The sequence below is a fragment of the Myroides odoratimimus genome (assembly GCF_030326305.1).
Taxonomy (GTDB): Bacteria; Bacteroidota; Bacteroidia; order Flavobacteriales; family Flavobacteriaceae; genus Flavobacterium; species Flavobacterium odoratimimum_A.
Map to the genome: position 1 here is coordinate 25,026 of NZ_JACAKB010000003.1, position 13,233 is coordinate 38,258.

General features: G+C 34.5%; 10 protein-coding genes. 8 read left to right on the forward strand and 2 right to left on the reverse strand.

Going from position 1 to position 13,233, the window contains the following annotated elements; all coding sequences use genetic code 11:
* Window positions 1–91: 91 nt before the first annotated feature.
* The 3 genes from HX049_RS03480 (at window position 92) to HX049_RS03490 (ending at window position 2,612) form a co-directional block, all read left to right on the forward strand.
* A complete protein-coding gene (locus tag HX049_RS03480) occupies window positions 92–1,360 on the forward strand; it encodes an AAA family ATPase (protein WP_286414104.1) in 1,269 nt (422 codons plus the stop codon).
* Entirely contained in the window at window positions 1,351–1,899 is a 549-nt protein-coding gene (locus tag HX049_RS03485; RefSeq protein WP_286414107.1) for a hypothetical protein, read from the forward strand. Before HX049_RS03480 ends, HX049_RS03485 begins: the two co-directional genes overlap by 10 nt.
* 149 nt (window positions 1,900–2,048) lie before the next feature.
* On the forward strand, window positions 2,049–2,612 hold the full coding sequence (locus tag HX049_RS03490) for a hypothetical protein (protein ID WP_286414109.1): 564 nt from the start codon (window positions 2,049–2,051) through the stop codon (window positions 2,610–2,612).
* A 229-nt stretch (window positions 2,613–2,841) separates the two neighbouring features.
* Here HX049_RS03490 and HX049_RS03495 read toward each other — a convergent pair whose 3' ends face one another.
* Window positions 2,842–4,167 carry a sensor histidine kinase gene (locus HX049_RS03495; protein WP_286414110.1) on the reverse strand — a complete coding sequence of 442 codons (1,326 nt, stop codon included), beginning with the start codon at window positions 4,165–4,167 and terminating at the stop codon, window positions 2,842–2,844.
* A gap of 10 nt (window positions 4,168–4,177) precedes the next feature.
* Window positions 4,178–5,524, reverse strand: coding sequence for a sigma-54-dependent transcriptional regulator (locus HX049_RS03500; RefSeq protein ID WP_286414112.1), 1,347 nt, complete (start codon window positions 5,522–5,524; stop codon window positions 4,178–4,180).
* Window positions 5,525–5,676: 152 nt separating this feature from the next.
* Here HX049_RS03500 and HX049_RS03505 point away from each other — a divergent pair, with 152 nt between their 5' ends.
* The 5 genes from HX049_RS03505 to HX049_RS03525 are packed head-to-tail and all read left to right on the forward strand — an operon-like array spanning window position 5,677 to window position 13,232.
* Window positions 5,677–6,918, forward strand: a complete 1,242-nt coding sequence (locus HX049_RS03505; RefSeq protein ID WP_286414114.1) for an efflux RND transporter periplasmic adaptor subunit — start codon at window positions 5,677–5,679, stop codon at window positions 6,916–6,918.
* Between the two features lie 23 nt (window positions 6,919–6,941).
* The gene (locus tag HX049_RS03510; protein WP_006259800.1) at window positions 6,942–7,625 is read left to right on the forward strand and encodes an ABC transporter ATP-binding protein; all 684 of its coding nucleotides are present in this window, start codon (window positions 6,942–6,944) and stop codon (window positions 7,623–7,625) included.
* Between the two features lie 12 nt (window positions 7,626–7,637).
* Window positions 7,638–8,393: a GIN domain-containing protein gene (locus HX049_RS03515; RefSeq protein WP_286384769.1), complete on the forward strand. Its 756-nt coding sequence runs from the start codon at window positions 7,638–7,640 to the stop codon at window positions 8,391–8,393.
* Window positions 8,394–8,397: 4 nt separating this feature from the next.
* Window positions 8,398–10,776 carry an ABC transporter permease gene (locus HX049_RS03520; protein ID WP_286414115.1) on the forward strand — a complete coding sequence of 793 codons (2,379 nt, stop codon included), beginning with the start codon at window positions 8,398–8,400 and terminating at the stop codon, window positions 10,774–10,776.
* Window positions 10,777–10,778: 2 nt separating this feature from the next.
* The gene (locus HX049_RS03525) at window positions 10,779–13,232 is read left to right on the forward strand and encodes an ABC transporter permease (protein WP_286414117.1); all 2,454 of its coding nucleotides are present in this window, start codon (window positions 10,779–10,781) and stop codon (window positions 13,230–13,232) included.
* Window position 13,233 lies beyond the last annotated feature (1 nt).

Below are 13,233 nucleotides of genomic sequence, written 5' to 3' on the forward strand. Positions count from 1 at the left end.
TTACGTTAATGGATGTTGTATAAATGTGTACCATGATTTATATAAATACATAAAATGGTTTTATATTTGAGAATATAATAGAGTTAATACAATGCAGAGACAAATTAAAGTTAAGAACTTCGGACCAGTAAGAGAGGGGTATACAGGTAATGATGGGTGGATAGATATCCACAAGGTTACTGTGTTTATAGGTGATCAAGGTTCTGGTAAGAGTACTGTTGCTAAATTGATAGCTACTTTTGTTTGGTTAGAGAAAGCATTATTGAGAGGAGATAAAGAGATCCCTTTAAAAGAGAATGCTTTTATAGAGCTATTGACCTATCATCGTTTACAGAATTATTTAGAACCGTCTTCACAACTGGAGTATAAAGGAAACCATTACCATTTAAGGGTTGTTGAAAACGAGGGTAAGTATAATGTAGAGGCAACGTTATTCAATGATCAGAATATCGTACAACCTAAAGTAATGTATGTGCCTGCCGAGCGTAATGTGCTGAGTTCAATAGAGAATCTTACTCATGTGTCTAGCTTGGTTGCAGGTAGCCTACAGACTTATTTGATAGAGTATAGATATGCTCAGTTAGCGAATAAGGATAAGGAAGTAATCTTACCTATTAATAAAGCTAGTTTTCTGTATGATTCTTCTTCTGATAATAGTTATGTAGTAACTAATAATAAGCGATTAAAGGTAACAGAAGCTTCTAGTGGGTTTCACTCTGTAGTACCTTTATATTTAGTAACAGATTATCTTTCTCAGTTTATTAAACAGGATAAAGAGAAGTTAATTAGTTTACTTAGTACAGATCAACAGATTCGTAGAAATGTTGAGATAGTTATGTCTAGAGCAATACAGGATGAAGACCATGTTGATGACTTTAGATTAGATTCTATTGAAAATTTAGATGAAAAACAGAGAAATGTAGATAACAAATACATCTGTCGTAGTGTAATCAATATTGTAGAAGAATTAGAACAGAACTTATTCCCTAAGTCACAGCGTAAGGTATTAAATAAGTTAGTTGCTTATAACAATGAGAATGAGTATAACCAATTAGTCTTAACGACCCATAGTCCTTATCTGATTAATTATTTGACACTAGCAGTGAAGGCTGGTCGTGTAGCACAGTTAGCAGCAGATAATACTGAGGCTCTAAACAAGGTGGCTAATGTAGTTCCTCTAGAAGCAGTATTGGGAATAGATGATTTAGTGGTGTACCAATTAGATGAAGAAAAAGGAAGTATTGAACAGTTAGAAATGTATAAAGGATTGCCTTCTGATGAGAATTATTTAAATGATAGTTTAGAAGATATCAATATACAGTTCTCAGAATTATTTCAAATAGAAGATTTATGCAAGTAGATTTTTTTGACACTTCTTGTTTGACTGTTTTTTCTACTAGTAAGGTAGGGATTAGTGATGCGAATTCGGATAGTAATACGCCAGCAGTTGTGAAGTTTGAAGAAGAAGATATTTGGGACTTTACAATTCATAATCCGAATAGGTACGAGGTAGAGTATAGAGCAATAGATTACTGTATAGATATTTTCAGAGTGGTTAGTGCTAACACTTTTAGTAGTGCTTCGACAGGTGAGGAACTAATCAAGCGATGTGAAGGATTCCTCTTTAGAGCAGAACAGTTTGTTGTGTTTTTTGAGATAAAAACAGGATTGGGAAAAGGATGGTTTACAGATGCTTGTAGAAAGTTTGAAGAAACTATACTGAGTTTTAAAGAACATCACTCTGATAAAAGTGATTTAATACGCAATCCTATTATTAGTAATAAGAATTACAGTACGTATAAAGTTCCTCAGAACTATGGTGTACAGAATGATATTTTAAGAGATAAGACAGGACTAAATATCGAGGTGAAGTTATCTACTTCATATGATGTATTATAGCTATGAAGCTCTTTACCCATAAATAAGTTATGTTCTTTATTTTTAATTGTTTTGAGAAAAATAATAGTTAAACAATACTATATTACGGTTTTCCGTAATATAGTATTGTTTAATCAATGTAATTTTGGATAAATTTAAAACAAATTATAATGAAGAAAGTATTGTTAGTGTTTTTGTGTTTAGTAAATTTTTATGTAAATGCACAAGAGATTAGTGAGCCTGAATTTGTTGGTGAATGTGTTTTTATTAAACCTGATAATTCTACGGTTTTGCTAGAAAAGCATTTAACGCAAAATAGAACTGTAGCGTCAACAGGCTTAATGATGACAGGTATAGGAAAGGTAAGAACACAGTTGCAAATTCCTGGATGTTGTTCTAATCTTTCAATTAATGAAAAAGATGAAATTAAACTTATTATTAAAAGCACAGAGAATTTGACAGATCCTTTTTCTATAATAAAAGTCTTTAAATTTGAAAAAAAGAAGAAGTTCAGAAGGGCTGAAGTTAGTTCATTAAGTAATTTCGGAACTACAAAGTCTAATAATTATATTAATGTTTCTTTTGAAGGTAAAAAATTTGGAGAGAGTTCATACTTAATTAAATTAGATCCTGTTGAACCTGGAGAGTATGGAATTATGATTATGAATCCTAATGCATTGGATCAGAAACAGACAGTCATTTCAGCTTTTACTGTAGTAAAAGATAATATGTAATGATAATATTTCTTTTAAGTATTAGAAATCATTTTGGTTATTGAATAATTTATTAATATATAAAACTCCACCTAATCAAGTGGAGTTTTGTTTTTATATAGAATACGAACTACAAGTTTGTGCTAACAATCTAAGTATATAATAATATGTTTGTGTATTATATCATTGGCAGAATTCGTAATTAATAAACGCCATAGGGGCAATTCCTAATTCTTAACTCTTAATTAATTTAATACAGTGGGAAGTTAAGACTGAAGACTGTTCTGTCTTCTCGTCTGTGGTAAGTTAGGTACCCATTGTGCATCTCTACGATATTCTTAGATAGAGGTAGTCCAATACCTGCACCTTCTTCACGGGTGGTGTAGAAAGGAATAAATATCTTTTCTTTTATCTCAGGGATGATTCCTAGTCCACTGTCTTCTATATCTATGTAGATACGATTGTTCTTTTCGTATAAGTTGATATGGATTTCTTTTACCTCTTGTTTGGCAGTGGCGTGTATGGCATTAGTTAGTAAGTTGATAAATACTTGCTCCATCTGCTTAACGTCCCACTCTAGATTGATCTGAAGATTTAAGTTTGTTTGTACTTTGATACCGTTATTATGGAATAGAGGCATCAGGGTCTCTATACTCATCTGTATGATGCGATTAACAGGGACTGACTGCTTTTTAGGCGAAGTCAACATGGTTAACTTTCTATAGTTGTCTATGAATTGCTGTAAGTGATTAGTACGATTGACGATTGTGTTGATACTTACTTTGATATCATCTAGATCTTCTTCTGACAACTCTTCCTCTTCTAGTATCTCCTGTGTATTATGAGCAAGTGAGTGGATAGGTGTAAGAGAGTTCATGATCTCATGAGAGATAATTTTCATTAGGTTCTCCCAGGTGTCTTTCTCTTTTTTCTCTAATACTTTCTGAATAGAATCTAATAATACGATGAAGTACTCTTGATTTTGACTTATTGTATTAGAAGTTTGGAGCATAAAGGTTTGTTTCTCTTCATGCTCTATTTTGATATCGATAGACTCTTTAGATTCTTTAAAGTTTAGCTGTTGTAGATGATGCGTCAGTGTAGGGAGTAGTCTTTCTAGGTTTGTCCAAGACTTAATCTTCGGTATGTCGAATAGGGAAGAGAAGTAATCATTGATAAGGAATACTTCCCACTTATCAGTCTTCTTCTCTAGGATTAGAATACCTGTTTCTATATTGTTTAAAATATTTAGATAGACTAGCTCGCGTATTTCGTTTTGTTGTTGTTGTGTTTGTAGTTTATGGTAGAGCTTTTGTAAGTTGTTTAGTGTCTCATTAGGTTGCTCTTTTGTAGTCTTAAGCGAATAGTCATCATACATCATCGCTAGTACGATACGGTCTATGGCTGTGTAATATTTCTTCTGAAAAAAGAAAAGTTCAATGAATAAAGCGACTATCAGTATACATACCAATACAAAGGAATACACAAGACTCTTAGTGAACAAATACATGCCTAACAATCCTAATAGAAGGATGACTATAATGCGCAAGAAGGCTTTAAAGTGAAATGACTGCATAGGATTAAACTTAGTTTTTGATATTGTACTTTTCTAGTCTTCTATATAACGCGGCTCTAGATAACCCTAGCTCTTCAGCCGTCTGAGAGATATTGCCATCGTACTTCTCTAGTGCTTTAAGGATAGAGATACGCTCCATATCTTGTAAAGTATTCTCTTCTGTAGAGGTATCATTAATCATAGTTGGTGAAATACCGAAATCATGAAGGTTTAGCTCATCCTCTTCTGTTAGGATTAATGCGCGCTCCACACGGTTTTGCATTTCGCGTATATTCCCTTTCCAATCGTAATACGTTAAGGCTTGCTGAGTAGATGCGCTAATACTCGGTACAGTACGACCATATTTATGTGCATACTCTTCTACAAAGAATTGTAGTAGAGGTAAGATATCTTCTAGGCGATCTCTTAATGGGGGCAACTGTAGTGTTACAGTATTGATACGGTAATACAAGTCTTCTCTGAATGACTTCTCATTGACCTCTTGCTCTATATTAGCATTGGTAGCTGTGATGATGCGTATGTCTACAGGACGAGCTTTAGACTCACCTAGTCGAATCACGCTTTTAGATTGAATGACTTGAAGAAGTTTGGCTTGTAAGTGAAGAGGTACATTGCCGATTTCGTCTAAGAATATAGTACCGCCATTTGCGGCCTCGAAGCGACCTTCCGTATCTTGCTTAGCATCTGTAAAAGCTCCTTTAGCATAACCAAATAGCTCACTCTCAAAAAGATTTTCGTTTAAAGAACCCAAGTCTACATGGATGAATGGCTGCTCTTTTCGAGGAGAATTGTCATGTATATGTTTTGCCAATACATATTTACCTGTACCATTCTCTCCTAATATTAGTGCATTAACATCTGTTTTAGCTACACGACTAGCCATCGTATATACTTTCTGAATGCTAGGAGCCTGACCTATAAATACGTTATCTTCTTTTTGTGGTTTGTCTACTAACGTTTCTTTTTTACGCAGTTGTTTGACTACTCCTTTTACGGTTTCTATAAGCGCTTCGTTATTCCATGGTTTTAGGATATAATCTACCGCTCCGAGTTTGATACCTTCTACAGCAGTCTCTACATTACCATAAGAAGTCATCAGTATAATCTGTGTATTCGGTGCAATATTCTTAATCTCTTTAAACCAAAATATCCCTTCTTTACCATCCTCGAAGCCTACGCGATAATTCATGTCTAGAATAATCACATCTACTTCTTGTTGAGAAAGTATTTCTGCTATTTTTTTTGGGTTATTATTCGTCAATATGGTTTCAAAGTGTCTTTTTAGTAACATTTTTGCTGCGATAAGAACTTCAGAATTGTCGTCTAATACAAGAATTGTAGCGTTAGTTTTTCTCATGGTTAAAAGGTTTATTTCAAAAGCGAACGTTTTAGTGTCCGAAACTGAACAGTTTATTTTTTGATCAAATATTAAGTTGTTGATTTGTAATGAGTAATGTGTTCATTAATGATTGGCACATTATTGTTATTATATCTATAAAACAATTAATAATGGATCGTACTATTCCTCGTAAAAATAGAAAAAAAGTTAAGATAATACTTGTTTCAGTTGGTATTATCGCTTTGCTATTGATCAGTTATATCACTTTTTTTCAGCATATCGCTTTAAACGTTTCTAAGAAAGAGATACGTATTCGTCCTGTAGAAGAGAACTTCTTCGAAGAGTATATTTCTTTTCAGTCTCAGGTAGAGCCCTTGCATTCTTTGTTAGTTAATATCACAGAAGGAGGAGCGGTAATGGAGAGATTAGTAGAGAATGGAAGTATGGTAGTCCAGGGACAACCGTTAGTAAGACTGTATAATCCGAGTTCTGAGTTTAATTTTATGTCTCAAGAAGCTTCTCTGATCGATCAAATGAATAATTTGAATGTGAATAAGATGAATATTCGTAATCAAGAGTTAAATTTAACGAAAGATTTGATAAGCATAGAGTACGATTATAAGAATGCAGAGCTACAGTATGATCTAAATAAAAAATTATATGATCAAGAGATATTGTCAGAGAGTGATTGGAACAAAACAAGAGAGGCGCTAACATATCAAAAAAAGCGTAAGGCGCTGATGGAAGAGAGTATCCAAAAAGAGAAACAAAGCAATGCGCTACAAGTAAGGCAAATAGATCAATCGATAGCTGTTATCAATAGAAGCTTAGAACAGCTAAGAGAGAATAAACAGAATTTCTTATTAAAAGCACCTGTATCGGGGAGGCTGTCATCGTTCGAGGCTATATTAGGAAAGACGTATAACGGTGGAGAGAGTATCGGTAAGATAGATGTGATGGAAGGGTATAAGCTAGTCGCTCAAGTGGATGAGTTCTATCTCGATAAAATAATGCTTAAGCAGAGAGGACAGATCGATATGAAAGGGCAGATCACGAATGTAGAAGTGATCAAAGTGTTGCCAGAGGTGAAGAGTGGAAGATTTGAAGTACACTTAGCTTTCGATACAGAAAAGGAGTTAAAATTACAGGAAGGGACGACCTTCGGAGTGAAGTTATTCTTGTCTGGAAAAGAGAAAGCACTCTTATTACCTAAAGGTAATTTCTTTCAAGACACAAAAGGAGAATGGGTATATGTAGTAAAAAACAATAAGGCTACAAGAAGAAATGTAGAAATAGGACGCGAGAATCCTGCTTACTATGAAGTCATATCAGGCTTAGAAGTAGGGGAGGAAGTGATCGTATCAAGTTATAAAGATTATTTAAGAGTAGAACATTTAAACATAGAAGAATAATTATGGTAATAACTATTAATCAAATGTCTCGTGTGTTTCAGACAGAAGAAATAGAGACAACAGCTTTAAATCAGGTTTCTTTAAATGTAAAAAAAGGGGAGTTTATCTCTGTTATGGGGCCTTCAGGATGTGGAAAGTCAACACTGTTAAATATCATCGGACTATTAGATAATGCCAGTAGTGGAAGCTACCTATTATTAGACAAGGAGATGGTGGGATTAACAGAAGGTCAGCGAGCACAGATTAGAAAAGAAAACATTGGATTTATATTCCAAAACTTTAATCTAATCGATGAGTTGACTGTGTATGATAATATAGAACTTCCTCTAATCTATAATAAAGTACCTAGCAGTGAACGCAAGAAGAGGGTAATGGAGATAGCAGAGCGCTTAAATATAGTACATAGATTAAAACATTATCCACAACAGTTATCAGGTGGACAACAACAACGTGTGGCTGTAGGGCGTGCCTTAGTAACGAACCCTAAGATTATCCTAGCCGATGAGCCTACAGGTAACTTAGATAGTAAGAATGGTAACGAAGTAATGGAATTATTAACAGAACTGCACCAACAAGGAGCTACAATCATCATGGTGACGCACTCGAATCACGATGCTTCGTACTCAGAACGCACGATTTTAATGAAAGATGGAATGATCTTATCAGAGAAAATGAATACTAAAATCGTAGATGTTTTTGCAGAATAAAAACACATAATTATGATACGTTTTTTATTAACACTTGTAGCTGCGCTATTGTCCTTTATCATGCATGGACAAGGTAAGCAAACGGTTACTATAGCAGGGGGAGTACAGAGTATAGAAGTATCTTCTATAGTGATAGTTAATGTTGATGCAACTAGGGATTCTAATACAGTAGAAATAGTCACTGATACGGAGAGCCCAGAAGAGTTAGTGCAAATCAGACAGGTAGGAACTAAATTGTCTATTGAATCCAAATCTCCAAACAGAAGGTATAAAAGTATAGGAAAGATTACAGTGAATGTTTCTCAGAAGTCAGTACTTACTTATTACGCTAGTGCTATGGCTAGAATAGTGGTGTCTGGGAGAGTATCTGGTGATAGCGCTAAGATATCTGTTGATGGGGCTGGATCTGTAAATGCTAATTTCTCTGTGAATACAATCAGTATTAATGTAGACTCAGCCTCTAAGTATGTTGGTAATGTAACAGCGAAGACAATGAAGGCTAATGTAGACTCGGCAGGTCGTGTGGAAGTGACAGGAGATGTAGAATCACTCGTAGTCAATGTGGATAGTGCAGCGACATTCGCAGGCAAAGGCTTAAAAGCAAAAACGGTAAAAGCCGAGGTAGACTCTATGGGAAAGGCAGAAGTATATCCTACAGAAAGTCTAAATGCTTATGCAGACTCTATGGGTAAAGTGGTGTACTATAATACGCCAAAAGAATTAAAGAAATATACGGATTCTATGGGATCAGTTAAGGCAGGTAATTAGTGTTATGCTAAAGAATTGGTTTAAAATATATATTAAAAATATCAGCAACTCTAGATTGTTCTTTTTGTGGAATATCATAGGGTTAGCTATTGGTATGGCTTCTGTTATCCTTGCGGTGACTTACTATAAGAGTGAGTATAGCTATAATAGATGGATACCTAAGGTAGGTAATATGTATGAAGTAAACCTAGAGATGGGAAAACAATCCAATTCTATCTATATCCCTGCAGGGGTGGGGCCTTATTTATTAGAGAATCAATTAGCTGAAGACTACTGTTACTACGCATTAGAGTATTTAGATTTCTATGGAGAGAGTAAAACAGAACAAGGAGTTGTAAGTAAGATATTAAATACACAGGAGACGTTCTTTCACTTTTTTCCTTTTGAATTTAAGTACGGTGATAAAGAACAATTGTTCGTTGATGACTATTCTATAGCGATATCTTCTAATCTAGCCACTCGCTTTTTTGGAGACACAAATCCAGTAGGTGACACACTGTCGTTAGCACATCAGAAGTATGTGATAAGAGGGGTGTATGAATTAAATCAACGGGCTACGATAATGCCCGAGGTAGTACTTGCTTCTATAGACTTTGATGAAATGGAAGAGTATGAGTTATGGCAAGAGAATGTAGGTGGGCTTGTGTTTAAAAAAGCAGAAGGAGTAGACCAAGTTAAGTTATTAAAAGAGCTAGAAGAGGTTTACTACAATAAGAAAAAGAAGAATAAATACTTCGATGATAAGGGAGATGAGATTACTTCTAAGTTAGTTCCTTTAGCAGAAGCTCGATTTGAATCTAAGCAGAGTACTCTATTAGAAGGGAATACAAAGAGAGAAACAATAGGGTTAATCAGTGGGTGTTCGTTCTTAATCTTTTTATTGACAGTAGTGAACTATATCAGTCTGAATCAGTCTAATGTCTTAAGTAGAGCAAAGGAGCTGTCTCTAAGAAGGATAATAGGAGCTTCAAAAGGACAGTTGGTATTACAACTACTTTTTGAGACGGTACTGAATGTCTTAGTTGCGTTAAGTATTTCTTTGGTTTTAGTAGAATTGAGCTTACCTATTTACAACAGTTTCTTACATCAACACTTAGTGTTCTCTTGGGAAGCTATGGGGATTGTGATTTTACTGATAGGTGGAGGAATTATTTGTCTAGGAGGTTTGCTACCTGCTTTATACGGTAGTATTATCGCTAGACAACACACTAAGGGAGGACAAGTACAGCTTCACTTAAGTATCTCTAAGTGGAGAATGGCATTCGTGGGAATACAGTTGGTGATTGCTTTCTTTTTCTTAATCGCTGGATGGCTAGTGTATAATCAGGTGGATTATATGCAAAGCAAAGAATTAGGATTTAAAGGAGAACAGGTATATCAAGTCAAGCTATATACACAACAGATCAGACGTAAGATGTATAGATCATCTAAAGTCATAGAGCAAATAGCGGATATAAAAGGGGTGAAAGGTGTAGGGCTGTCTACGATCTCTTTTAAAGGAAATAGTATGAATACGAATCATACTGCTTATTATCAACAACAGAAAATAACGGACTTCATCATGGATGGCGTGGATGAAGGGTATATACAGATGATGGGATTCAATATGCTGGCACTTCAGGAGGATATAGATGAAGATCTCCCAACCGTATATGTCAATGAGAAGTTTGTTACTCAACTGGGTAAACAACCTAGTGATGTAGTAGGAGAGGTCATAGCGTATGACAGTAATACATTTATCATAAAAGGGGTAATAGGAGACTTTAACCGAGACGGATTTGAAGAGAGTGTAAAGCCAATGCTTCTGTTTCACTGGAGAGATATAGAGTTTTTGCCTTATGGTATAGAGTCTCTATCTGTGCAGATAGATCCAGAGATAAAGGAAGAAACTCTAGAACGTCTACAAGCGTTCTGGATAGTGAATGTCGATTATGAGTATCCGTTTGAGGTGATGGCTGTGAAGAAACAGTTTGCTCAGACTTATCAGAAAACATTATCACAGCGCAATATGTTTATGCTGTGGAATGGAGCAGTAGTGTTGATCGCTCTATTTGGACTCTATGCGGTGATGTCCTTTGCAATAGAACAGCAATTAAAGGAAATCGTGATCAGAAAAGTATTAGGGGCTAGTGAGAAAGAACTCTATCTGAAGTTACTAAAACCTTTTATATATGCTCTAGGGATTACTTATGTATTAGTGCTATACCCTACATATTGGTTGATGAGTAAATGGTTAGATAGGTTTATAGATCATACAGATATTGCGGTTTATCCATTTGTACTTTCTTTAGTGCTACTCTCTGTTTTAGTCTTTGTGGTTTTAGCAAGTAAGCTGTATAAGGCTGTTAAAATCAATATTATTAATTATATCAAATACGAATAAAAATGTTAAAAAACTGGTTGAAAATATATTGGTACAATACGATGAAGCACAAGATGTATTTCTTGTTGACAGTCATAGGATTGACACTAGGTATTGCGTCAGTTGTATTAGCATCATTATACTATCTAGAAGAGTCTAGTTATGATCAATGGAATCCGAATAAGGATGAGGTGTATCTCGTAGAGACTGTAGCTCCGAATTTCTCTATGACAGATCAGTTCCGTCCTATGGGAAGATATCTAAAGGATAATTATAAGGAACTAGATGATTATATGTACTTTGGATATAATGGTTCTTTAAATTTTATTTATAATGAGAAGACAATAGATGTAAAGGATACATATGCTGTACAAGATAACTACTTTGAGTTTTTTCCATTCGAGTTTGTATATGGTAATGCTGAAAAAGCGTTAGTTAACCCTAATGATGTAACGATAGATATTAAGATCTCTGAAGCACTATTTGGGGAAGGAGTAAACCCAATAGGTAAGACAATAGAAGCTATTAATCCAAACTATGATAGTCAGGGTAATACCAGGTTTATAATCTCAGGTGTATACAAAATAGGAGATCTACGCAGTTCTTTTGCTCCTAATGCAGTTATGAATAATTTGACTGTAAAGCCTAGTGAAAATGATGACTGGACGAAGGAATTTGGATTAAAACTATGTGTGAAGACTAAACAGCCTGATAGAATTAAAAAGGCTATAATGGAGCTTAGAGATAAATATGTTGCCATTCCTAAGGCAGAGAAGGATGGTCTAACATTAGAGCAATATAAAGAAGAAGAACCTTTTAAATACTATACAGGAGATATCGTATTAAATAAACTTGCAGATGCTCGTATGCTACCGAATAAAAGGTTATTATTCCCAGCAGGTAGCGCAAATGTGCAAATGCTAAACATTAGTGTCCTCTTATCTATGACGATACTCTTACTTTCTATTTTTAATTATGTCAATCTATCATTAACGCAAGTAGTGAGTAGAGGAAAAGAAATAGGAATGAGAAGAGTAGCTGGTGGAGGTAAGAGAAGTTTTTATCAGCAGAGTATTTTTGAAACTGCTATTGTGGTTATTCTTTCTTTAGTATTAGCTATTTGTATTATTGAGCTCATTCTGCCTTATATCAATGTCTATTTAGAGACGAATATCACATTTTCATTTATCAATGATTTAGCTGTTCTTATCGTTATTGCCACTTTAGTGATTCTGATATGCGGTGGCATTCCTGCTTTTTTTGTTTCAAGATTTGAGACTGTCAAATTATTAAAAGGAAATGTAATAGAGACTAAAGGAGGTAAGTGGCTTAGTAATGGATTTTTAGTTCTTCAATTTACTATAGCTTGCTTCTTTATTATTGGTTCTATCATCGTCAATGAACAAGTAAGTTATATGCTCAATAAAAGTCTTGGGTTTAAAGGAGATCAAGTTATTAATATAGAGTTTCTTAATCATAATAGTTATACAGGGAAACGTGTGACTAAATATGCAAGCTTTAAAGTCGAACTAGAGAAGATTAGAGGAATTGAGTTGGTATCTACTAGTACCATAGGTTTTGGAAATGCTTCAAATGGTGTATTTGGCACCTATCATAACAACGGGAAAGAGAATTTGATGATTAGTAATGTTATGATAGACTATGATTTCTTCGATGTATTAGAGATTAAGCTAAAAGAAGGTAGGATGTTATCTGCTCAATTATCTTCTGATAGTTTAGATAATGTGGTGGTGAATGAGACTTTTGTTCGTAGGATGAATTTGACTAATCCTCTTGATACTTCAATAGAACAGCTAGGCAAGAAGAAAACAATAGTGGGAGTAATTCAAGACTTTAATATCGATAGACTTGAAGCAAAAATATTGCCATCTGTATATTCTTATATGCCAGAGACTAAGCATAGCTATGGGATGTATTCTGTCATATATATAAAGATTGTTCCAGAATATTTTAGTAAGACTATTGTTGATATCGAGAAGCTGTGGAAGAAGTACAATATAGAAGATAGGGATGTGTTTCAATACAAATTTGTAGATAAGCAGTTTGCAGAGACTTTCCATAAAGTACAGATGGAGAAGAGAATATTTAATATTCTAAGTATTGTAGTTGTATTCATTGCTTTATTTGGACTGTTTGCTGTATCGTCTTTTACAATAGGAACAAAGCTAAGAGAAGTAGCTATCCGCAAGGTATTAGGAGCAGATACTTTCGGACTGTTAAGACAGTTGTCATTTCAGTATGTAATTTATTGCTTGGTTGGATTTGGTATAGCAGTATTCCCTAGTTATTATTTTTTAAATAAGTGGTTGGAGAATTATGCGTATCGCATAGAGATAGGATGGAGTGTGTATGTGTATAGTTTGTTGTTGATTTTAGGATTGACATTGTTGATTGTTATCAGTCGTGCTTATAAAGCGACTAGAGTGGATGTATTAAAGTATATTAAATACGAATAGA

Excerpts from the sequence above, each read along its gene's own strand:
- HX049_RS03480 (WP_286414104.1), top strand. The coding sequence starts at position 92 with ATGCAGAGACAAATTAAAGTTAAGAACTTCGGACCAGTAAGAGAGGGG.
- HX049_RS03485 (WP_286414107.1), top strand. The coding sequence starts at position 1,351 with ATGCAAGTAGATTTTTTTGACACTTCTTGTTTGACTGTTTTTTCTACT.
- HX049_RS03490 (WP_286414109.1), top strand. The coding sequence starts at position 2,049 with ATGAAGAAAGTATTGTTAGTGTTTTTGTGTTTAGTAAATTTTTATGTA.
- HX049_RS03495 (WP_286414110.1), bottom strand. The coding sequence starts at position 4,167 with ATGCAGTCATTTCACTTTAAAGCCTTCTTGCGCATTATAGTCATCCTT.
- HX049_RS03500 (WP_286414112.1), bottom strand. The coding sequence starts at position 5,524 with ATGAGAAAAACTAACGCTACAATTCTTGTATTAGACGACAATTCTGAA.
- HX049_RS03505 (WP_286414114.1), top strand. The coding sequence starts at position 5,677 with ATGGATCGTACTATTCCTCGTAAAAATAGAAAAAAAGTTAAGATAATA.
- HX049_RS03510 (WP_006259800.1), top strand. The coding sequence starts at position 6,942 with ATGTCTCGTGTGTTTCAGACAGAAGAAATAGAGACAACAGCTTTAAAT.
- HX049_RS03515 (WP_286384769.1), top strand. The coding sequence starts at position 7,638 with ATGATACGTTTTTTATTAACACTTGTAGCTGCGCTATTGTCCTTTATC.
- HX049_RS03520 (WP_286414115.1), top strand. The coding sequence starts at position 8,398 with ATGCTAAAGAATTGGTTTAAAATATATATTAAAAATATCAGCAACTCT.
- HX049_RS03525 (WP_286414117.1), top strand. The coding sequence starts at position 10,779 with ATGTTAAAAAACTGGTTGAAAATATATTGGTACAATACGATGAAGCAC.